The sequence below is a fragment of the Polyangiaceae bacterium genome (genome assembly GCA_020633235.1).
Taxonomy (GTDB): domain Bacteria; phylum Myxococcota_A; class Polyangia; order Polyangiales; family Polyangiaceae; genus JACKEA01.
On sequence record JACKEA010000003.1, the window covers coordinates 627,424 to 648,596 of the forward strand.

Below are 21,173 nucleotides of genomic sequence, written 5' to 3' on the forward strand. Positions count from 1 at the left end.
TTGCCGTACGGAAAAGCGGAGCGTGCATACATCATGTAGGTGCGAAGCGCACCATGTAATCCAATGTGCTCGTAATGTGGCGGAAATTGCTGCGAATTCGCGACGTGGCGGGGACGGGCCGGGCGCGGGGCGCGAGGTTCCGCGGCGAACCAACAATCCCTCGGGACATACCCGGGCATACTTCTCCCATGGCTCGAGAGCGGCGGCCGATGTGGCCCTTGGCTTTGGTGTTGGTGTGCGTTCCTCCTCTCGTCTTCTCTGCCTGTGGCAGCTCCGGCGGGAGCGGCGGCGGTGGCGGAAGCTCCGGCAACGGGGGCAGCGGCGGCGGTGGCGGGAGCTTCTGGGATGGCGGACCCGACGCCCCCACGGAGCAGCCCAAGGCGTTGCTCGACATCTATCCCCTCGATCTGTGGGCGCAGTTCCTGCCACAGAACGAGATGCAGATGACGGTCACCCAAGATGGTGCACCGGTGTACACCACCGGCTCACCCGTCGTGACGGTGCCGCTGGTGAACGCCGGCGCGATCCAGATCGATCTGTCCGCTCCGGAGCACGAGCCCCTCTCGGCGATCGTGAGCTACGACGGCGGCAGCGGCCTTGACGGCGCAGTGCTCCTGGCAGGGGCAGCGGCCGCGGGGCAAGGCCTCAGCCTCGCCCACGAGATGCGAGACATCAACGGCGTCAGCGTGCCGGTGCACTCGGTGTTCCTGGGGCTTCGCCACAAGTGGTTCTCGGCGGAAGGCCGACCCGCGCGGCGCGGCAACCAGGTGACCTTCTTGCAAGACGGCGAGCAGGCCTGGGGCAGCGTGGCTCAGGATCTGAAGGCTGCGAAGAATCGCATCATGGCGGCCACCTGGTGGTGGCAGTCGGACTTCGAGCTGTATCGCGATCCGCAGAACCACCCGTACCAGACCCAGAACGAACGCTGGCCCAACACGATTTTGGGCATTTTGGAGCAGAGCCCAGCGGAGAAGCGCATCTTGGTCGGACAGTTCTGGAGCCAGGACAGCATCCTGGCGTGGATGACCACGGACTCGAAGCTCAAGGCCTACGCCGAAGCTCCGGGAGACGGCTTCGAGTTCATGGGGCAGGCCAACGAGACCAAGGGGCAGTTTCACTTCGCCCTCACGCCCTTCACCTTCGGCGACCGCGTTCGCTCCACCTTCACCGAGACGCAGAACGAGCAGTTCGATCAGGAAGCCCAGATCACCTCCACGGTGCCCGAGCGGGACGTGGACCTCACGCTGTGGCCCGTGAGCCTGCAGACGCAGGCCGCTTCCTTCCACCAGAAGTTCATGGTGATCGACGACGAGCTCGCCTACATCGGCGGCATGAACTTGAAGGAGGTGGATTGGGACACCTCCAAGCACTTGGTGTTCGAGCCGCGACGCATGCTCTTCGACGCCACGCAAGCGGATCGCCTGGCGGTGGTGAACAAGGAGCAACTCCCGGACCAGGGCCCGCGCAAGGACTACATGGTGCGCATCGACGGGCCGGCGGCACAGGACGCCGCCGACATCTTCCACGAGCGCTGGCAGCACCAGCTGGATTCCAAGGTGGACTACTCCGAGAACAGCACGCCCTTCACCGTGAAGCGCGACATTCCGGAGCGCCCGAACGGCATCCAGATGCAGGTGACGGCCACCCTGCCCCAGCCCTTCTGGGAGCACGCCATCGCGGAAACCTGGTTCAATGCGGTCAATCAGGCGGAAAACTACATCTACATCGAGGACCAGTATTTCCGCGTACCGATGCTGAACGAGGCCATCGAGGCGCGCATGCAGGCCAAGCCGAATCTGCGCCTGATCGTGATCACCAAGCCGATCAACGAGTACGCGGACCCCGGCTGCGTGTGGACCTACAAGTCCCACGAGCTGTTCAAGAACAAGTTCGGCTCACGCTACATGATGCTGCAGCTGCGCGCCTTCGACACCGTGGAGGTGAGCTTCGCCATCGACGAGACCGAATCTCGCTTCGCCGACATGGACGTGCACGCCAAGATGCTGATCGTGGACGACAAGTTCATGAGCGTAGGGTCGTGCAACAAGAACAACCGCGGCATCGTGTACGAAGGCGAGCTCAACGTGGCGGTGCTCGACGCGGCGTGGGTGCACAGCGCACGCCAGCAGATCTTCGCCAACATGCTCCCGGCCGGCACCCAGCCCACGGACGACGTGGCCACCTGGTGGAAACAGTTCCAGAACGCTGCCGCGTGGAACGACGGCGTCTATTCCGCCTGGGACGCGGAAGGCGGCGACATCAACCTGAACGGCGCGCCGCTGCCGGACATGTACACGCCCAAGGGCTTCGTGTACTCGCTGAACTTCGGCCCCCCTTCGGACTGCCTGTTCGAGAGCGTGGGTCCGGACATGACCTTGTATTGACGTTTTCTGGTTGGTCCGGCGCGAGCCCCGTCCCGGAACGAAGCTTGCTTCGCTCTCCGGTGTGGAATCCGAGCTGTTCGTGGTCCTCCGGGTCGTGCTCGCCGGCGTTTTCGGCGGCGTCATAGGCCTGGAGCGCGAAGCGCGCTCGCGCCCTGCGGGCCTGCGGACTCACGTTTTGGTGGCCTGCGCCGCCGCCTTGTTCGTGTCCCTGGGAGACGTGATGATGCAGCGTGGGGAAGGCGGCGGCGCGGTCGCGCTGCGCTCGGATCCGCTCCGCATTTTGGAAGCCGTGGTCACCGGCGTGAGCTTCATCGGTGCCGGCACGATCCTGTTCCGCCGTGGAAAGGATCGTCTGGAGGGAATCACGACGGCGGGGTCGATCTTGGTGACGGCAGCCATCGGCATCGCGACGGCGCTGTCACAGTATTGGACCGCCGGACTGGTGACGGTCTTCGTGTTTGCCGTGCTGCACGGCCTTTCGCGGCTGGATGAAGCGCTGGAGAACCGCCGCTAGCGCCCACGCGCGGCGAAGCGGGCGCGGGCCTTGTCGCGTTCTTCTTCTCGATTCTTGGGTGGCGCGCTCGTTCGTAGCCGAGAGAGCAACTGCTCCGTCACTCGCGTGATTTGCTCTACAGCTTCGTGGAAGGCGTCTTCGTTCACGCGAGACGGCTTGGTGCTGCCGCTCACCTTGCGGACGTATTGCAGCGCAGCGGCGCGCACCTCGTCTTCCGTCGTCGGTGGATCGAAGTTGAACAGGGGACGAATGTTGCGGCACATGCTGCTCAGAATACCCTCACCCGTGCAGCGCGGCGTAGGGCGAGCTCGCAAGCGGAACGCCCCAGCTCTCGAGCAAATCCGACAGCTGGCTCAGACCGGGCGCCACATGGAGCGCCCCACTCTCGTGCTCCAGGATTGGCGTCTCGAGCTTGGTGTCGCCGAGCCTCTGATCGACGCGCTCCCGTTGGTCGGGGTGGCGCTCGAGGTTCACGACGCGGAAATCCGCACCGCGAAGGAACAGGAAGCCGACGACACCGAGGGAAAACGGGCACGCCGGTCGCACGTAGACGACCAGCTTCACGGCGCGCCCCACTGCAAGCTCGATGCCGGGATTCGCCCCTGTCAAAGTGCATGGAAGCGGCGAATTGGGACGCGACACATCGCCCCGGTGTCGCCGATCGACCCACTCACGGAGCTGAACTGCGGGCACTGCTCTCCGAGGTGCTGGCATGGTCACTGCACCCCGGCGCGCGCTGACCATGAGCGCACCGTTTCCGCCCTGGACCAACTCGTTGATGCGAGTCGGCACGCTGCTGTGCGCTAGCGTGCTGGTGGGTGGACCGGCGCTGCTCATCGCGTGGGTTCGCAGCCCCCTCCACACGCATCAGGGCGAGCCGGTGGAGCAACCCATCGATTTCGACCATCGCCACCACGTGCGGGACGACGGCATTCCCTGCCTGTACTGCCACACGGACGCGGAGCGTTCGCCGAACGCGGGGGTGCCCTCCACCGAGGTGTGCATGAGTTGCCATGCTCAGATTTGGACCGACAGTCCGCTGCTGGCTCCGGTGCGTCGCAGCTACTTCGAGGACGAGCCCATCCACTGGAAGCGGGTGAACGTGCTGCCGGACTTCGTCTTCTTCAATCACGCGGCCCACGTTCGCCAGGGCGTGGGCTGCGAGACCTGCCACGGTCGCGTGGATCTGATGGCGAACGTGGTCGCTCATGCGCCACTGCAGATGAAGTGGTGTCTCGATTGCCACCGCGATCCCGAGCGTCATCTCAGACCTCCGAGCGAGGTTACGACCATGGGCTACCAGCCTTCGGAGCCTCAGCGCGTGGTGGGCCGCCGCATCGCGCGAGAGCTCGATATTCACCCCCCGACCTACTGCAGCGGTTGTCACCGCTGAGCGCCATGAAGGACCCCCTCGAGCTCGAAACCGGCGCGGACGACCGACGACGGATCGCGCCCTCGGCGCTGACTCGGCGGAAGTTCTTGGGTTGGTCGTCCGTGGGCGTGCTCGGCCTCGGGCTCGAGGCGTGCAGCAAGCCGCCGCCCGAAGACATCGTGCCTTACGTACGGCGGCCTCCAGAGGTCGTCCCCGGCGTCGCCACGTTCTACGCCACCATGTGTGAGCGCGAAGGCTATGCCTTTGGGCTGCTCGGGGAGAGCCACGAGGGGCGCCCCACGAAGGTCGAAGGGCATCCGCTTCACCCCGCCAGCTTGGGCGCCACCGGGATCCGAGAGCAGGCGGCCATCGGTGCGCTGTACGATCCGGACCGCGCTCGCGGAGTGAAGCGGAATGGGCACACGGCGAGCTACCAGGACCTCGCCGAGCTGCTCGACCCACGGGGCGCGGCGCCGTGGGTCGAGCGACGTGGGGAAGGTCTCCACCTGCTGCTGCAGCCGACGTCCTCGGAGCTCGTGGCGGCCCAACTGGCGGCGCTCCGCGCCGCGTATCCGAGCCTCACCGTGCACTTCGACAGCGGCGGCTGGACTCCGCCCGAGTGGGGGGCCACTCGCGACGTGCTCGGAGACGTTTTCGACCTCCGCCATGATCTGTCCCACGCCGACGTGGTCGTCGCGCTGGGCAGCGACTTCATGAGCGGCAGCGGGCCGGAGGGCGTCGGACCCGCTCGCCAGCTCGCGCGGCGGCGAGGCGCGACGCAGCCTTCGGATTCGATGCCGCGGCTATACGTCGTGGAGAGCGCCGTCAGTGTCACCGGCGCCAGCGCGGACCATCGTCTGCCACTTCCCGAGGGCGAGCTCGGACGCTTCGCCGCAGAGCTCTTGCGCGCCGTAGGCGGCGCCGGCAAAGAAGGCCCACGGCACCAGAGCGGGCACGCCGACTTCGTCGATGCTCTGGCGCGCGACCTGACCGCGCACCGCGGGCGCTGCGCAGTGCTCGTCGGTCGGCGTCAGCCGCCGGAGGTGCATGCGCTCGGCATCGCTCTGAACGCCACCCTCGAATGCCTGGGCAAGACGGTGCTCCCCACGCCGCCGGTCCTGTTGGACGCGGGTTCGCGCGCTTGGGACCCGGCGCGCCTCACGGACGCGCTGGAGCGGGACGCGGTGGACACGCTGTTGGTGTTGGGCGGAAACCCCGCCTACTCGGGCCCGGCGGGCTTCCGCCAGCTCCTGATGAAGGCCCGAGAACGCATTTATCTAGGCCGCTACGAGAACGAAACCGCACAGCTGGCGACGGCGTTCGTCCCCGAAGCGCACTTCTTGGAGAGTTGGGGCGATGGCCGCGCATTGGACGGAACTCTGACCGTCCAGCAACCGCTGATCCGACCACTGTTCGACGGCAAGACCGCGAGCGAGATCCTGGCGCTGCTCCTCGGCCAACGCGGCGCGAACGCACGGCGACTATTCTACGCTCACTTCGAGCCGCGGCACGCCGATCTCGGCGAGTTGCTCGCGCAAGGCTTGGCACCCGGCAGCGCACTGACGCCCGCCGAGCCGAAGGTGAGCTCGGCTGCCGTGGCGCGAGCGCTCGGGCGCATTCCGCCAGAACCCCGCACCGCCCTCGAGCTCGACGTGTTGCCGGATCCGCGGCTCGGCACCGGCAGCGACGGCAACGTACCCTGGCTGCTGGAGCTGCCCGAGCCGGTGAGCAAGCTGGTGTGGGACAACGCGTTGCTCGTCGCTCCGGCGCTGGCGAAGCGCGAGGGGCTCACCACCGGGGACGTGGTGCGCGTCTCACGGCGCGGCGACCACGTCGAGATCCCGGTGCTGGTGCAACCGGGGCAAGCACCCGGCGCGGTATGCGCGTGGCTCGGTTGGGGACGCAGCGGCGCCGAGTCCAACGTGCGCGGCAAGGGCGTGGACGTCTCACCGCTGCGGATGGCGGAGAGCCCCTTCTTGGTTGTCGGAGTGAAGCTCGAGAAGACCGGAAGACGCCACCAGCTGGTCACCACCCAGCAGGAAGGCAGCCAGCACGGACGCCCCATCGCCCTGCGCAAGAGTCGCGCTGAATGGAAGGCGGAACCCGACTTCGCGCGGCCGCAGAACGAGGACCCAGACAGCATTCTACCGGATCGTCTGCACGGGTCGCCGCAGTGGGGAATGGCCATCGATCTGTCGAAGTGCACCGGTTGCAGCACCTGCGTGATCGCCTGTCAGGTCGAGAACAACGTTCCCGTGGTCGGCAAGGGGCAGGTAGCGCTGGGTCGCGAGATGCACTGGCTTCGCATCGACCGCTACTACGAGGGCAGCGAAGACAATCCCCGCGTGGATTCGCAGCCCATGGCGTGTCAGCACTGCGAGAAGGCCCCCTGCGAGTACGTGTGCCCGGTGAACGCCACGGTGCACAGCCCAGACGGCCTGAACGAGATGGTCTACAACCGCTGCGTTGGCACGCGGTTCTGCTCCAACAACTGTCCGTACAAGGTTCGGCGCTTCAACTTCTACAACTACAACCAGCATCCGCCGCCGATTCTCGAGCTGTCCAAGAACCCCGACGTGACAGTGCGAGGGCGCGGCGTGATGGAGAAGTGCACCTATTGCGTGCAGCGCATACGCCGCGCCCAGATCGACGCGCGCATCGCTCGGAAGCGTCTCGCCGACGGCGACGTCGTCACCGCCTGTCAACAGGCGTGTCCCACGAGGGCCATCGAGTTCGGGGACGTCTCCGACCCGCGTTCCAAGGTGAGCCAAGCGCAGCACAACCGCCGCGCCTACGCCGTATTGAACGAGGTGGGGACGGTTCCACGTACCCGCTATCTGGCCCGCATCGACGACGAGAACCCCGAGGTGGGCTCGTGACCGTGGGCCAAGACCGCATGATGCGCGGTCAATGGACGCACGCCACGCTCACGTCGCGGCTGCTCGAACCGCTCGAGAAGCGCTCGCGCGGCTACGACGTCTTGATGGTCGTGTGCCTGCTCGGCACCGTGATGCTGTTCTCTGCCATAGGCTACACGTTCCTCACGGGTATCGGCACCTGGGGCAACAACATCCCCGTTGCCTGGGCTTTCGCCATCATCAACTTCGTGTGGTGGATCGGGATCGGCCACGCCGGCACGTTCATCAGCGCCATCCTGCTGTTGCTCGAGCAGCGCTGGCGCACGTCGCTCAATCGGCTGGCAGAAGGGATGACGCTGTTCGCGTTGGTGCAGGCCGGCATGTTCCCGCTGCTGCATCTAGGGCGGCCTTGGTTCTTCTACTGGCTCATCCCCTACCCCGCGACGATGGGCACGTGGCCCCAATTCATCAGCACGCTCACCTGGGACGTGGCGGCGGTCTTCACCTACACCATGGTCTCGATCCTATTCTGGTACCTGGGCCTGATTCCGGATCTCGCCATCGTGCGGGATCGCGCGCAGTCGCTACGTAAAAGGCGCATCTACGGCTTCTTCGCTCTCGGTTGGCGCGGCACCGCCAGCCACTGGCGCCACTACCGCTACGCCCAGCTGCTGATAGGCGGGTTGGCCACGCCGCTGGTGCTCTCCGTGCACAGCATCGTCAGCATGGACTTTGCCATCGCCAAGCTTCCGGGCTGGCATTCCCCGATCTTCCCGCCGTACTTCGTGGCCGGCGCCATCTTCAGCGGGTTTGCGATGGTGATCACGCTGGTGGTGCCACTGCGACGCTACTTCCGCTTGGAAAAGATCATCACCACGCGGCACTTCGACCTGATGGCGAAGCTCTTGCTCGTCACGGGCTTGATCGTCGGTTACAGCTACGCCAGCGAGCTGTACACCGCCTGGTACAGCGCCGACGGCTTCGAACGCTGGATGTCTTTCCACACGCGGATGCTCGGTCCCCTGGCGTGGACCTGGTGGTTGGTCATCTTCTGCAACGTCGTCGTGCCCCAGTCCCTATGGTTCTCGAGAGTGCGGAAGAGCACCTGGGCGCTGTGGATCGTGTCCATCTTGATCCAGATCGGCATGTGGACAGAGCGGTTCGTGCTGATCGTCACTTCGGAGCACCAGGACTGGCTGCCGTCGAGTTGGGACATGTACACACCCAGCGTGATCGATGGCGCCATCATCTTCGGCACCCTCTTCTTCTTCCTGCTCCTGTTCCTGCTCATGGTTCGCTACGTGCCCTTCATTCCCATCGCGGAGTCGAAGGAGCTCGTCTACGAGGCGGCGCACCCGCGAAAGGAGGCCCATGCGACGGGTTCTCTTGGCTGAGTTCGAAAGCTCCGACGCGTGTGCCGGCGCCATCTCCAAGCTCAAAGCCTCGGGGCACTCGGAGCTGGATGCCTACATGCCCTTCCCGGCCAAGAACGTGGAAGAGGCCCTGGCGCTGCCCAAGACACCGCTGCCCAAGTGGGTGCTCGCTGGGGGGCTCACCGGCGCGGCGCTCGCGTACTTCATCCTGTGGTGGACCCAGAACGTCGGCTATCCGCTCGACGTCGGCTCGCACCCCACTCACTCCGTACCCGCGTACATCGGCATCACCTTCGAGACCGCGGTGCTGTTCGCCAGCTTCACTGCATTCCTCGGAATGCTGCGGCTGTGTCGCCTGCCGCGGCTGTATCACCCGGTGTTCGACGTCGAAGGCTTCGAGCGAGCCAGCGTGGATCGCTTCTTCGTGAGCGTCGGCACCACGGGAGAGAGCACCGAACGGCGCCTGCTCGAGCTCGGCGCGCTTCGCGTGGTGGAGCTGGATCTCGGGGAGGAAGCGCCATGAAGTACGTGGCTCTCTGCTTGCTGATCCTCACGTCGTGCCGCAGCCACGCGGTGTTCCGCGAGATCGATCCGAGCTTCAATCGCATGCAGGTGCAGCCTCGCGTAGATCCCTACGAAGAGAGCGCGTTCTTCTCGGATGGTCTCGACATGCGGCAGCCGCCGCGGGGCACGGTGCCGTTCTCGCCACGCCCCACGAGCACACGTCCGCCGCTCACTCGCGCGCTCTTGGAGCGGGGCCAGAATCGCTTCGACATCACCTGCGCCGCCTGCCACGGTCCCCTCGGAAACGGGGATACCGTAGTGGCGGAGCACATGCAGCGGCGCCCCCCGTCGCTCCACGAGCCGCGCATAGGAAAACTCTCGGACGCCGAGCTGTATCGCGTCATACGGGAGGGTTACGGATACATGCCCAGCTACGCGGCGAAACTGCCACCAAAGGACAGCTGGGCGGTGGTGGCCTACGTCCGGGCACTGCGCCTCAGTCAGAACGTGCAGGTGAGCGCGCTCTCGGAGCACCTGCAGCGCGAGCTCCGAAAGGAGGCCCAGTGAGACGCCGACTGATGCTCGGCGGCGGGGCCCTGGCCGTGATCTTCGGCGCGCTCACGGGCTTCGGCTGGAGCAGCGATCCGACGCAGTCGAGCTTCTCCTACTTGATGGCCTTCATGGTCGTGTTCAGCACCGTGATCGGCACGTTGATCTGGCTCATGATCGGTCACGCCGCGAACGTGACGTGGTTCGTGCCGCTTCGGCGCTCGGCCGAGGTCGTGATCGGCGCGCTGCCGCTGTTCATCCTGCTCTTCGTCCCGGTGCTGCTGTCCATTTCGTCGCTGTATCCCTGGAGCCACCCACAGACACTGAGCGAAGAGGCGCGCCAGCTCGTGCTGCAGAAGCGCGCCATGCTCAACGTGCCGGGTTTCGTCACGCGCGCCCTGGGCTACCTCACGCTGCTCGCGCTGGTGGGGGAGCTCCTTCGACGCTGGTCTCTACAGCAGGACCGAGGCCGCGCCCGCGCGCTCCGTCGCCGCATGGTCGCGCTCGGCGCTGGCGGCCTACCGCTGGTGGCCGTGGTGCTCACGCTGGCGTCCTTCGATTGGCTGCTCGGGCTGGAACCCACGTTCTACGACGACATGTACGGCGTGTACGTGTTCGCCGGCGGCTTCGTCTCCGCGCTGGGCTTGTTCGGATTGATGACCGTCGCTGGAAGGCGACGCGTGCTGCTGCCCAACAGCATTTCTGCGGAGCACTTGCACGCCATCGGACGCCTCCAGCTCGCGATGATCATCTTCTGGACCTACATCGCGTGGGCCCAGCTCATGCTCATGTGGGTTGCCGACCTCCCCAAGGAGGTGACCTGGTACATCGCTCGCTGGCACGGCGGCTGGCAGTGGCTGGGGTTGCTCTTGCTCGTCGTGCACTGGCTCATCCCGTTCTTCTGGCTCTTGTCGCGGCCGCTCAAGCGCAATCCCGGAACGTTCGCGTTCATGAGCGGGTGGATCGTCGTCGTGCACTGGGTAGACGTCTTCTACCTGGTGCAGCCCGCGCTTCACCCGAAGAGCTTCCATCTCGACTGGCGGGATGCCGCCGCAACCCTCGCCCTGGCGAGTGCCGTCGTCGCCTTTGCCGCCTGGCGCGCCAAGTCCATGGCGCCCGTTCCCACGCGTGATCCCCTCCTCGCCGAGGGCCTGACCTACGAGCACGCATGATGCAGCAAGAGCGCGAGGGACTGCGAGCCAAGCCGGTTGTCATCGTGATCGTCGGTGCGCTGCTGATAACCGCCGCTTGCGTGGCCATCGCCGGTCTTCTCTTGTCGGGGCAACGCGGAAACATCACGGATCACGCGGCCCCCGAGTTGCCGGCCCATCCGGCCCCCATCGGCAGTATCGAACGAAGCCTCACGGCCACCACGGCTCGCGGCGAGGAAAAGGCCCATCGCGCCAGAGCGCGTCTCCGAAGCTACGGCTATCTCGGTCCGGACCAGAAGCGCGCCCACATTCCCATCGAACGCGCCTTCGATATGATGGTGGCGGACGCGGGGGCGGCGCCATGAGCGAGCGCCTGTACGACCTCTTCCGCCGGCTGCTGTTCCTGCCGAAGCCGGGCTCGGACGTGGCCCGTCGCGTCGATCACCTGCACTTCTTCGTCATCGGTGTGACGTTCGCGGGCGCCTTCGCCGTATTCGCCGTCGCGGTGTACTTCATCGTTCGCTACCGACGGCGAGGGCCGAAGCAGAGCACTCCGCGCGTCGTGGCGCCGAACAGCTTCGAGCTCCTCACCGGCGGGCTCTTGCTCTCCCTGTTCATCGCGTGGTGGGTGATCGGCTTTCGACAGTACGTCGACATCCAGACGCCGCCCAAGGACTCCGCTGCGGTGTACGTCACCGCCAAGCAGTGGATGTGGAAGTTCACCAGTACCACCGGCAGAAGCTCCGTGGGCGTGGTCGTGATCCCAGCGCAGCAGAACGTGAAGTTCATCCTGACTTCGCGGGACGTGGTGCACAGCTTCTACGTGCCGAACTTCCGCATCAAACAAGACGCCGTGCCCGGCCGCTACACCAGCGCGTGGCTGCGCGCCGACCATCCCGGCACGTATCCGGTGTACTGCGCCGAGTTCTGCGGGCTGGATCACTCGCGCATGTGGGCCACGCTGGTGGTCGTCACCAAGCAGCAATACGGCCGCTGGCTCCGGGGAGAAACACCGAAGCCCGTCGCAAAGGTCATCGAAGCGGCTCCCGGTGCAAAGGTGAGCAGCGGTGGTTCGGACCTGGCGGAGCAGGGGCGCAAGGCGGCGGAGAAGCATGCCTGCTTCTCCTGCCACACGACGGACGGGCAGCCCCACATCGGCCCAACCTGGCAAGGCCTGTACGGAAGCATGGTCACGCTGAAGGATGGCACCCAGGTGCGCGCCGACGCCGCCTACCTCACCGAAAGCATGATGGACCCGCAGGCGAAGATCGTTCGGGGCTTCAAACCCGTGATGCCCACCTTCGTGGGCACGCTTTCGCAACCGGACACGGCGGCCATCGTGGAATACATCCGCTCGCTCAGGGACGACACGAAGCGCCCGGCGGTGGCGCTTCCAGAGGTAGCGCCCGTGCTCGACGGAGGCGCCCCATGAGCTTTTTCACCGACGGTGGCACGACGCTCTCTTCCTGGCTCACCACGCGGGACCACAAGCGCATCGGCATCATGTTCTTCGTCGCCACCAGCGTGATGCTGGCCATCGGTGGCCTCTTCGCGATGCTGATTCGCATCGAGCACCTCACGCCCGACGCCACCATCGTGACCGCCCAGACCTACAACCGCCTGTTCACCTTGCACGGGGTGACCATGGTGTGGCTGTTCATGATCCCGAGCATCCCCGCGGCCTTCGGCAACTTTTTCTTGCCGATCATGATCGGCGCTCGGGACGTGGCCTTTCCCAGGCTGAACCTGGCGAGCTTCTACATCTACTTGCTGGGCGCCGTGGTCACCCTCGCGGCGATGTTCATCGGAGGAACCGACACCGGCTGGACCTTTTACGTGCCGTACAGCTCGAGCTCGGCGACCACCGTACTCCCGGTGCTGGTTGGAGTGTTCATTCTGGGCTGGTCGACGATCATCACTGGGGTCAATTTCATCACCACGGTGCACACCATGCGCGCCAAGGGCGTGCGCTGGATGAAGATGCCGCTGTTCGTCTGGACGCTGTACGCCACCAGCATCATCCAAGTGCTTGCCACGCCCATGCTCGCCATCACGCTGGTGTTGATCGGCCTCGATCAGTCTCTACACTGGGGCATCTTCGATCCCGCGCGCGGCGGGGACCCGGTGCTGTATCAGCACCTGTTCTGGTTCTACTCCCACCCCGCCGTGTACATCATGATCCTGCCCGGCATGGGGGTGATCAGCGAGTGCGTGTCCACGTTCTCGCGCAAGAACTCACTGTCCTACAAGGCGATCGTGTTCTCCACGCTGGGCATTGCCCTGGTCGGTTTCCTCACCTGGGGTCACCACATGTTCACGGCGGGCCTTTCCACCTTCGATGCCGGTGCGTTTGGGCTGCTTTCGATGATGGTCGCCATCTTCTCGGCCATCAAAGTCTTCACCTGGACCGGGACGCTGTACAAGGGAGCCATTTCTCTCAAGACGCCGCTCTTGTACGTGCTCGCGTTCTTGTTCCTGTTCGTCTTCGGCGGCATGACGGGTGTGGCCGTCGCCACCATGAGCTTGGACGTGCACTGGCAAGACACCTACTTCGTGGTGGCGCACTTCCACTTCATCATGGTGGGCGGCACCATCACGGCGTTCCTAGCTGCCATCCACTATTGGTTCCCCAAGGTGACGGGCAAGATGTATCCCGAGCGCTGGGGCGCCACCACGGCGGTGTTGGTGTTCGTCGGCTTCCTGACGACCTTCGTGCCGCAGTTCCTGCTCGGCAACATGGGCATGCCACGCCGCTACTTCTTCTATCCGCCAGAGATGCAGTCGCTGCACGTGGTGTCCACCGTCGGCTCTTGGGTGCTCGCCGCGGGGCTGCTCACCACCGTCGGCTACCTCGCCTGGTCGCTCAAGTACGGCGAAGCCGCTGGCGACAACCCTTGGGACTCCGCGAGTTGGGAGTGGACCACCGCGTCGCCGCCGCCCAAGGCGAACTTCGAGGGCAAGCCGCACTTCGAGCGCGACCCATACGACTACACCGAGGAAGCGGAGGGCGACGGCAATCTGAAGGAAGCGGAGGCCTTCGGTGGCTGAGCACGAAGAGCACTTCGAATCCTTGGAGCGCCAGGCCGAGGCCGCGCGCTTCGGGATGTGGCTGTTCTTGGCCAGCGAAGCCCTGCTCTTCGGTGGCCTCTTCACGCTGTACGCCGCCTACCGTGCGCACTTCCCCAAGGCTTTCGCAGAAGCGGTGCGGGACAACACCACCTACTTGGGCTCACTGAACACCGTCGTGCTGATCACGAGCAGTTTCCTGGTCGCGCTGGCCGTACACGCGCTCCGCCACCGCAAGCCGCGACGTGCCATCTACCTGGTGCTCTCCACGTGCTTTTTGGCAGCGGTGTTCTTGGCCATCAAATTCACTGAGTATTCCATCCATTTTCAGGACGGCATCTACCCTGGGGGGCAAGGCGCCTATTTCGCTCACGCTGCCCTCGGCACTCAGATCTTCTTCACGCTGTACTTCGTGAGCACTGGCCTGCACGCCTTGCACGTCACCGTGGGCGCGTGCGTTCTCGGCTGGTGCGCGCGACGTATCGGCAAGGAGAGGCTCTCCACACATGGTCTGGAGGCTGCCGCCATGTACTGGCACCTGGTGGACGTGATCTGGATCTTCCTCTGGCCCCTCTTCTATCTGATGCGATGACGACGACGAAATACGTTCTCAGCTTCGTGGCCCTGTTGCTGCTCACGGCAGCCACCTTCGGCCTCTCCTTCGTGCACCTGGGAGCGCTCGAAATCCCCGTTGCCCTCGGCATCGCGGCGGCCAAGAGCGCCATCGTCGCGTTCTACTTCATGCACCTGATCGAGCAGCCCTCGAGCCACCGCATCGCGGCGTCCGCGGGCGTGGTGTTCATTGCCATCGTCGTCACGCTCACCTCGCTGGACGTGCTCACCCGGAGCTGAGACTCAGCGGCGGCCCAGAAACGGAATGCGTCCGCGGCTGATGTCATCCAGCTCGCGTTGCAGGCGCTGCTCCACCTCGCGATAGCAGCGGGCGAGCACGGCGGGTTCCTTCGCGTGCTCCGGACCCAGATCGGGCCACGACAGCGGCTCGCCGAACGCGATGGTGGTCTGCGCAGGCAGCGGGAAATAGGGGAGGAGTCCCGAGCTGATGCCCCAAGGCAGCGCCAGCGCGATGGGCATCACGTCCGCGCGGAACAGCTTCTTCAGGCCGAGCAGCTTGGCCAGGCGATCCCCGCGGGTGAGCACGATGAGCTGTTCGTGAGTTCCGACGGAGACCACGGGTACGATGGGCACGCGCTCGCGCAAGGCGAGCTCCAGGAATCCCGTGCGCCCGCCGAGCTCGATGCGATGGCGATCGCGGAACGGCCGCGTGGAATCGTAGTCCGACCCCGGGTACACCAGCACCAAGCGGCCTGCCTGGAGCGCCGCCGCCGCGCCCGCCTGCCCGGCGCGCAGCGTGCCGAAGCGAATGGACAGCTCGCGCACGCGTTCGTCCTGGAACAAGACGTCGTGCGCCAGCGGGTGCACCGCTCGCTCGACGCCGTACTGGTTTCGAATGGCCGCGATGGTGAGCAAGCTGTCTATCGTGATGATGCCGCCGTTGTGGCTACCGACCAGGAGCGCCGCGCCCTTCGCTGGGACGTGATGCACGCCGTGGACCTCCCAGCGGAAGTAGCGCTCCCCCACGACCTCGAACAGATCACAGGCGAGGTCCACGAAGTCGGGATCGCGATCGTCGATCCCTTCTTGTCGGCCCGACGCGGTATCCCGCGAGACGGCCAAGCGCAGCGTCGAGCGCAGCACCGCTCCCGGCCCGAGACGCCACCAATCACGGCGATCGAAGTACTTTTCGGCGCGCGCACGCCAGGCCGCGAAGCTCTCGAACGTCATGGTGCGAGCGCCGCGAGCCGCTGGGCGCAAAGCTCTGTGTCGGCGCTCTCGATGGAGAAACGTTCGCCGTACTTTTGGCACAGCTCGTAAGCGGCGCGGGCGCGCTTTCGGTAGGGCTCCACCATTTCTGACATCGTCGCTTCGTAGGTGGCCTCGAGCTTTGGATCCCGCGCCACGGACGGCGGCACCGGCAAGCCCTCGAGGTCTTTCACCAGGGAATCGTAAAGCTCGCCGACCCGCGCAGCGCTGCCGATGACCCAGTGCGGCGGCGCCGCGGGCCGAATGTCCAATACCCTTGTGTAGGCTTGCTCGGTAGCGTCGAGGGCTACACGCTTCTTCGCGAGCCAGGGAGCCAGCTTGTCCCGGGTCCAGCGCCCAAAGTCCCCACCGGTGAAGCGGGGCGGCTTCAGCGCGTCGGCAGTGCGCCGCTTCTGCTCGGCCGCGAAGTACACGGCCTCGCCGACGGCCATCAACGCTTGTGCAAGGTGGCGCGGACGGCTGTCCTCGGGGAGCTCGGCTTCGGCGGCCTTGGGGTCTTGCCACAGAGCCGACACACGCCCGTACTCGTTCGCCGCTAGCTTCCACTGGCGGGTCGCCGCGAAGCTCCTGCCGAGGAGCGCATGGGCGACCATGCGATCGTCGAGCGTCGCTTCTCGGTCGATGCGGGCAATCTCCTTCGAAAGCCGCTTTCCCGCGCGATCGAGGTGCCCGGCGTCGGCGTCCGCCAGCGCGGTCTTCACGTCCGCGTCCGTGGGCTCGAGGGTGAGCTTGGTTTCCGGCTCGGCCTGCCCACTGAGGCCCAAGTCCGGCGTTTCGTAGGGCTCGTCTACGGCTTGTGTCGGCTCGGTCGCGGCCGGCGCGGGCGCGCTCTCGGGAGTCGACGGCAGCGGCGCCGCTGGGGGCGGGCTTCCGGCACAGCCGGCGGCGAGCCCGAGCAGGAGCGTCCACGCCTTCATCCGCCGCCTTCCACCAGCCGCACCAGGGCGGCGAAGGTTTCCGCACTGCTCGGATCGTCGGACAGTGTGCCCTTCACGCGGTCGTAGGCGTCGCTACAGAATTGTCGAGCCAGCTCCAGGTGAGCGGTGCGGGCGTCCTCCGGCGTCGCGCGCTCCGCGTCGAGCAGATCCCGGAGCCAGAGGCGCCCGCTCGGATCCACCGAGAAGCGCCGAAAGCGCGCGTCGGGGAGGCGGACCCCGGCGTCCGCCAGCGAGGACAAGATGCGCACAGCTTCCGCGCACAAGGCGGATACGTCACTCGCCGCCAGCTCCTGTTTGCCCAACAGCTCGTTTCCGCCGCGTCCGAGTCGAGGGGTGATCCAGTACGGCGCGCCGTCTCGCGTGGTGCCGCTCTCGAGCACGCGTGCGACGCCCGGGACCGCGATGGACTCCGCCAGCGCGGCGGCGTTCGCGAATCTGGGCGCGGCGTCGGGCTTACCCACGGAAACCCACACCGGGAGCTGACGTGCGAGCAGCATGCCCTCTTGCCAGAAGTCGCGTCCGCGACCGGGGGCAGCCGCGAGGCCGGCGCCACCGATGCGCGGACCCTCGAGAGCGGTCAGCCAGCGCTGCGGCAGCTTGAACCCCGGGTGCTCCTTGGAGAGCCGCGCGAGGAGCTTCTTGGCATCCGGCTCCAGGCCGCGCGCGAGAAGCCAACCTGCGAGGCGAAGCATGGCCTCGGAGGTGGATCGCTCGCCGGGCTCGAAGCCATCGACCAAGCCCAGGAGACCCGGTGCGCACTCCCGCTCGGTGCACAGGTCGATGCCCGCGTCGAAGAGGCGCGACCGCGTGCTCGCCGACTGAGCGCGGAGCACCTTCGCGCGCCCCTGGAGCAGCATCGCCACGCCCCGCGCCAGGCTTGCCGCGTCGAAGGGGTTCTTCTTGCCGCGGAGCACCACGGCGTGCACCGCCCGCAGTGGAAGAACGACCTCCGCCAGGGGTGCGGGCAATGCAGCGGCCGAGTCGTCGAAAGCCGCGCGAAATGTCGCGCTCTGCAGCAAGGAGAACATCAACTGCGGGCGGTCCCGGGCGTCGTACAGCTCCACGATCAGATCGAGGACGCGACGCATCTGCGCCGCCGATATGGCAGCGAAGTCGATGCGCTTCAGCGCAGCGGAAAGCGCGGGCGTCGCTTCCTCGCGAGCAGCGTCCCGCAAGCTCTCCAGGTACAGGAGCACGTAGGCCACGTCCGGCGCAAAGCCGAGGACGCCCTCCAGGAGCCGCACCCGCGCCGCCGGCTCCAGCCGCTGGGCGACGGCTTCCACCCGGCTCCGCTCCACCTTGTCGAGCAAGTGCTGACACACTCCCCGATGGGTCGGCTCTCGCACGCCGTTGAGGAGCAGGTCTTCCGCGGCGTTCACCTTGAGCGCGAGCACCTTCCGATGCTCCTTCAAGAAGCGCAGGTGCCCGCGCATCTCCAGCGCCTCTTCCTTGGAGAGCGGAACGTCGGCGGCCTTGTCCGCGTCTACCGCGGGCTTGGCCCCCGCAATCACGGCCGCCGCCGCGGTGGGCTTCGGCCGGGGTTTACGCGAGCGCCGGCGCCGCTTGCCGCCCGCTCGCGTTTCGGGATCTTGGCTCCGCACAGGAAGTGCTTACGCCACGCTCCGCCACGCTGCCACTGAGTTCAGCGGCCTGGGAGCTTGAGGAAGCTCACCGGGACGTTGACCACTGCGCTGCCACCGACGGGGGCGTCGAAAGTGGCGACGCTGGCCCGACTGCGCACGCACGCCACCACGGAGCTCGGCAGGTTGCCGCTCGGAGAGGCGCTGACCCCGCGGACCTCGCCCCCCGGTCCGACGGTGATGGACAGCCGCACCGTGCCTTGGGCGTCCGGATGGTCCAAGAGGCCGAGGTTATAGCAGCGACGGAAGCCCGCGCGCATGCCGGCAACCACCGCTGAGGCGTTCGCGACGTCGCCGCCGCCTACCACCGGGGGCGGGACGTTCGCCGCGCCCTTCGGCGGCGCGACCGTGGTCGCTGTGCCGGTGTCGTTCTGGGCGACGCTGGTTCCGCGCTCACCAAGCTCACTCAGAGTGCCGCCGCGCTTGCCCGGCGTCAGTGCGCCGCCGCCATGGAACGTGAGCTTTTGGCCCGACGAGACTCCCGCCTCGCTCTGGGCGGCGGCGTCCAAGGCGGTGGTCGGCAGCTCGTGACCCGAAAGCACGCCTGCCGTGGCGGGGCCACGCTGACCCAGGGTGCCCAAGGTCGCGAGCTCGATCTGTTCGAGCTCGTGAGCCAGCGCCGCCTGTCGCCCGGCGGCCGCACCCGCGCTGCTGCCCGCAGGCGTTCGTCCTCCCGCGGCGCCCCGAGGCGGCGTCGCGGCGGTGGGTCGACTGGCCGCCGGCGATGCGGTGCTCGCCATTTGCGGGTCTGTCTCCACCACCGGTGGGGGCAGCACCTGGATCGCGTCCACCAAGCCCGAGACGACCACGCCGTCGTCCACCACGGGGTCCAGCCAGTCCGAATACAGCGATCCCAGCGCCATGAAATGCAGCAGGAACGACAGCGCCGCGACCACCATCGTGGTCCAGTCCGGAGCGCCGGCGCCACGGGTCACCGAGACTGGCAGCTGAGGTCGCGGCAAGAGCGGCGGCGCCACGACCATCTGAAACAGGAGCGTGGTCTCTCCGAAGACGATCTTGCCGCGGGCGGCGTCGTCGAGGGCAATCGCGCCGTCGTGCTTCTCGAGGTCGATCACGCCGGACGCGGTCATCACCCGCCCACGCGCGCCCCTCGGCGGATTGAGACGGTAGCCGTCGCGGGTCAGCTCGAACAGCGTGCCCTGGGCCGCTCCCCGCACCACGAAGGTATTCCGTTCGTTCGCGCCAACGCTGACGTCCACGCGCTTCTTGAAGATCCGCTCTTCTACGATGCGTCCGCCGGTTACCGCCGCGATGCGCAGGACCTTCGGGCCCGCGCTCGGGACGGCCTGCATCACGGCCGTCATGCGACCCGAAGCGCGGGTCTCCGAATGTAGCTGTGCCATGCGACATCACCTCCAGTGAGTCGTCGAGCGCACCTCGAGTGCCCGCCAAGACGGCGGTATCCTCTACGACGCGGCTCTGACACCAGCCACGCGGCAAAGTTCCGGCGCCGCTCCCCTCCCTTGCTCTCCGGCGGGATACGATCGAACGTCCATCGGCATGATTCGCCACACCACGATGCCGTTGTTCCTGGTCCTCAGCCTGTGTGCGACGGGCTGCAAGAACGACAAGAAGCCCGTACCGGCGGTCGTGCCCAGCTCCGAGCCGAGCAGGACCAAGTCGAAGACGGACGACGAAGACGACGACGAGCCGGCCGAGCCCAAGGTCGTGGCGCTGCCCCCGGGGGTCACCGCCTTGCCCGAAGCCGCACCCCCGCCAGAGCACGAGCCGCGCACCGGGATCTGCTCGTTCTCGGAATCGAGCTACGACGGCATGAACTCGCCCAGCAACGAGAAGCTCGTGGTGAAGGTCAAGAACGACCTCATCGAGACCGCCAGCTATTCCTATCGAGGCTCCTATGCCATCGACGGCAAGGCGGAGAACCTGAACATTCCGCTGCGGGAAAAGAAGTGGATCAGCCTGACGCTGAAGATGACCAGCGGGACCAAGGAATTCAAGATCCGGATCAAGGACGACGTGGTGGACATCAAGGGCACCGCCGCGGACGAGCCCCAGGGCGACTGTGAGTGGGAAGATCTGGACCGCAAGGACAAGCGGCGCATGAAGCGCAAGTAGCGCGACGGGAGTGTGGGGGACAGTGCGTGCGGGTGGTTCCGCGCCGCAGCGACATGAGGCTGGACCACCACCCCAAATGACGTAGCTCAAGCGCCGGGGTCGAAAGGCACGCCGCCTGCAGCGTGGGGAGCAGTCCATCTCTCAAGGGCGAAGCGTTTCGACCGTCCTAGCGAGATGAGCCCCTGCACCGGAGACGTGAATGACCTTCGCCCTCACCCAAGACCTGTCCGACGGCGTCATGCATCTGACGCTTTCGGGTCAAGCCGACATCGCTCGTGCGTGGGATCTGAGGGCAGCGCTCACCGAGGCATTGTCTGCGAGCGATGACGTGATTCTGACTCTGGAGGTGGAGCGCATGGACGCCGCGGGCGTACAGCTCGTGATCGCCGCCAAACGCTGGGTCGAAGCGCGTGGCGGCAGGGCTTCCATCGAGACGGGTGACGGCGCGGCGCGCGCAGCGCTCGCTGCCGCCGGCGTTCTCGACTTGCTGGACGAAGACGCCGAAGGAGAAACCCGATGAGCAACGTGGCGCTGGTGGTGGACGATTCGCGGTCCATCCGCATGCTGGTCTCGAAAGTCCTGAAACAGGCTGGCTTCGAGGTGATGGAGGCCGAGAACGGCAAGGACGCCCTGGCCAAGCTCACCGAGAAATCGAGCGTTCAGCTCGTGATCACCGACCTGAACATGCCGGTGATGGACGGCCTGGAGCTCATCCGCGCGATTCGGCAAGACGCTCAACACAAGTTCACCCCCGTCGTGTTCCTGACCACGGAATCCGAGGAGGCGAAGAAGGAGGAGGCGAAAAGCGCCGGAGCCACGGGCTGGATCATCAAGCCCTTCCATCCCGAAAAGGTGATGACGGTCGTTCGCCGCGTGGTGACTTGA

General features: G+C 66.3%; 22 protein-coding genes. 16 read left to right on the forward strand and 6 right to left on the reverse strand.

Annotation, left to right across the window (positions count from 1 at the left end; genetic code table 11):
* Positions 1 to 188: 188 nt before the first annotated feature.
* Positions 189 to 2,384 (forward strand): hypothetical protein, encoded by a 2,196-nt coding sequence (locus H6717_19605; protein ID MCB9579244.1) that lies wholly within the window; start codon positions 189 to 191, stop codon positions 2,382 to 2,384.
* A gap of 61 nt (positions 2,385 to 2,445) precedes the next feature.
* Positions 2,446 to 2,898, forward strand: a complete 453-nt coding sequence (locus tag H6717_19610) for an MgtC/SapB family protein (GenBank protein MCB9579245.1) — start codon at positions 2,446 to 2,448, stop codon at positions 2,896 to 2,898.
* Here H6717_19610 and H6717_19615 read toward each other — a convergent pair.
* Positions 2,895 to 3,161: a DUF2277 domain-containing protein gene (locus tag H6717_19615; protein MCB9579246.1), complete on the reverse strand. Its 267-nt coding sequence runs from the start codon at positions 3,159 to 3,161 to the stop codon at positions 2,895 to 2,897. The two genes, H6717_19610 and H6717_19615, sit on opposite strands and share 4 nt — an antisense overlap.
* 16 nt (positions 3,162 to 3,177) lie before the next feature.
* Entirely contained in the window at positions 3,178 to 3,462 is a 285-nt protein-coding gene (locus tag H6717_19620) for a glutaredoxin (protein ID MCB9579247.1), read from the reverse strand.
* 178 nt (positions 3,463 to 3,640) lie between these two features.
* Here H6717_19620 and H6717_19625 point away from each other — a divergent pair, with 178 nt between their 5' ends.
* Genes H6717_19625 through H6717_19675 form a run of 11 tightly spaced genes read left to right on the forward strand, consistent with a single transcriptional unit; the run spans position 3,641 to position 14,623 of the window.
* Positions 3,641 to 4,291: a cytochrome c3 family protein gene (locus tag H6717_19625; GenBank protein MCB9579248.1), complete on the forward strand. Its 651-nt coding sequence runs from the start codon at positions 3,641 to 3,643 to the stop codon at positions 4,289 to 4,291.
* 5 nt (positions 4,292 to 4,296) lie between these two features.
* Positions 4,297 to 7,149 (forward strand): 4Fe-4S dicluster domain-containing protein, encoded by a 2,853-nt coding sequence (locus H6717_19630; protein MCB9579249.1) that lies wholly within the window; start codon positions 4,297 to 4,299, stop codon positions 7,147 to 7,149.
* A gap of 17 nt (positions 7,150 to 7,166) precedes the next feature.
* Entirely contained in the window at positions 7,167 to 8,522 is a 1,356-nt protein-coding gene (gene nrfD, locus H6717_19635) for a polysulfide reductase NrfD (protein ID MCB9579250.1), read from the forward strand.
* Positions 8,500 to 9,024: a DUF3341 domain-containing protein gene (locus tag H6717_19640; protein ID MCB9579251.1), complete on the forward strand. Its 525-nt coding sequence runs from the start codon at positions 8,500 to 8,502 to the stop codon at positions 9,022 to 9,024. The genes nrfD and H6717_19640 overlap by 23 nt, the downstream gene beginning before the upstream one ends.
* Complete coding sequence (locus H6717_19645; GenBank protein ID MCB9579252.1) at positions 9,021 to 9,572, forward strand: cytochrome c; 552 nt, start codon at positions 9,021 to 9,023, stop codon at positions 9,570 to 9,572. The genes H6717_19640 and H6717_19645 overlap by 4 nt, the downstream gene beginning before the upstream one ends.
* Entirely contained in the window at positions 9,569 to 10,726 is a 1,158-nt protein-coding gene (locus H6717_19650) for a hypothetical protein (protein MCB9579253.1), read from the forward strand. The genes H6717_19645 and H6717_19650 overlap by 4 nt, the downstream gene beginning before the upstream one ends.
* Positions 10,723 to 11,070, forward strand: a complete 348-nt coding sequence (locus H6717_19655) for a hypothetical protein (protein ID MCB9579254.1) — start codon at positions 10,723 to 10,725, stop codon at positions 11,068 to 11,070. The genes H6717_19650 and H6717_19655 overlap by 4 nt, the downstream gene beginning before the upstream one ends.
* Before the next feature lie 8 nt (positions 11,071 to 11,078).
* Positions 11,079 to 12,137: a cytochrome c oxidase subunit II gene (gene coxB / locus H6717_19660; GenBank protein ID MCB9579255.1), complete on the forward strand. Its 1,059-nt coding sequence runs from the start codon at positions 11,079 to 11,081 to the stop codon at positions 12,135 to 12,137.
* On the forward strand, positions 12,134 to 13,753 hold the full coding sequence (locus H6717_19665) for a cbb3-type cytochrome c oxidase subunit I (GenBank protein MCB9579256.1): 1,620 nt from the start codon (positions 12,134 to 12,136) through the stop codon (positions 13,751 to 13,753). Before coxB ends, H6717_19665 begins: the two co-directional genes overlap by 4 nt.
* Positions 13,754 to 13,808: 55 nt before the next feature.
* Entirely contained in the window at positions 13,809 to 14,363 is a 555-nt protein-coding gene (locus H6717_19670) for a cytochrome c oxidase subunit 3 (protein MCB9579257.1), read from the forward strand.
* A complete protein-coding gene (locus H6717_19675) occupies positions 14,360 to 14,623 on the forward strand; it encodes a cytochrome C oxidase subunit IV family protein (protein ID MCB9579258.1) in 264 nt (87 codons plus the stop codon). Before H6717_19670 ends, H6717_19675 begins: the two co-directional genes overlap by 4 nt.
* A 3-nt stretch (positions 14,624 to 14,626) precedes the next feature.
* Here the strand turns inward: H6717_19675 and H6717_19680 are convergent, their stop codons facing one another.
* From H6717_19680 to H6717_19695, 4 genes are read right to left on the reverse strand one after another with little or no spacing between them, the layout of a single operon-like run.
* The gene (locus H6717_19680) at positions 14,627 to 15,574 is read right to left on the reverse strand and encodes a 1-acyl-sn-glycerol-3-phosphate acyltransferase (GenBank protein MCB9579259.1); all 948 of its coding nucleotides are present in this window, start codon (positions 15,572 to 15,574) and stop codon (positions 14,627 to 14,629) included.
* Entirely contained in the window at positions 15,571 to 16,530 is a 960-nt protein-coding gene (locus H6717_19685; protein MCB9579260.1) for a hypothetical protein, read from the reverse strand. Before H6717_19685 ends, H6717_19680 begins: the two co-directional genes overlap by 4 nt.
* Positions 16,527 to 18,152 (reverse strand): hypothetical protein, encoded by a 1,626-nt coding sequence (locus H6717_19690; protein MCB9579261.1) that lies wholly within the window; start codon positions 18,150 to 18,152, stop codon positions 16,527 to 16,529. The genes H6717_19685 and H6717_19690 overlap by 4 nt, the downstream gene beginning before the upstream one ends.
* 41 nt (positions 18,153 to 18,193) lie before the next feature.
* Positions 18,194 to 19,555, reverse strand: coding sequence for an AgmX/PglI C-terminal domain-containing protein (locus H6717_19695; protein ID MCB9579262.1), 1,362 nt, complete (start codon positions 19,553 to 19,555; stop codon positions 18,194 to 18,196).
* 157 nt (positions 19,556 to 19,712) lie between these two features.
* Here H6717_19695 and H6717_19700 point away from each other — a divergent pair, with 157 nt between their 5' ends.
* The 3 genes from H6717_19700 to H6717_19710 all read left to right on the forward strand — a co-directional run bounded on the left by H6717_19700 (position 19,713) and on the right by H6717_19710 (position 21,173).
* Positions 19,713 to 20,288, forward strand: coding sequence for a hypothetical protein (locus H6717_19700; GenBank protein ID MCB9579263.1), 576 nt, complete (start codon positions 19,713 to 19,715; stop codon positions 20,286 to 20,288).
* Between the two features lie 199 nt (positions 20,289 to 20,487).
* Complete coding sequence (locus tag H6717_19705; GenBank protein MCB9579264.1) at positions 20,488 to 20,808, forward strand: STAS domain-containing protein; 321 nt, start codon at positions 20,488 to 20,490, stop codon at positions 20,806 to 20,808.
* Positions 20,805 to 21,173, forward strand: a complete 369-nt coding sequence (locus H6717_19710) for a response regulator (protein ID MCB9579265.1) — start codon at positions 20,805 to 20,807, stop codon at positions 21,171 to 21,173. The genes H6717_19705 and H6717_19710 overlap by 4 nt, the downstream gene beginning before the upstream one ends.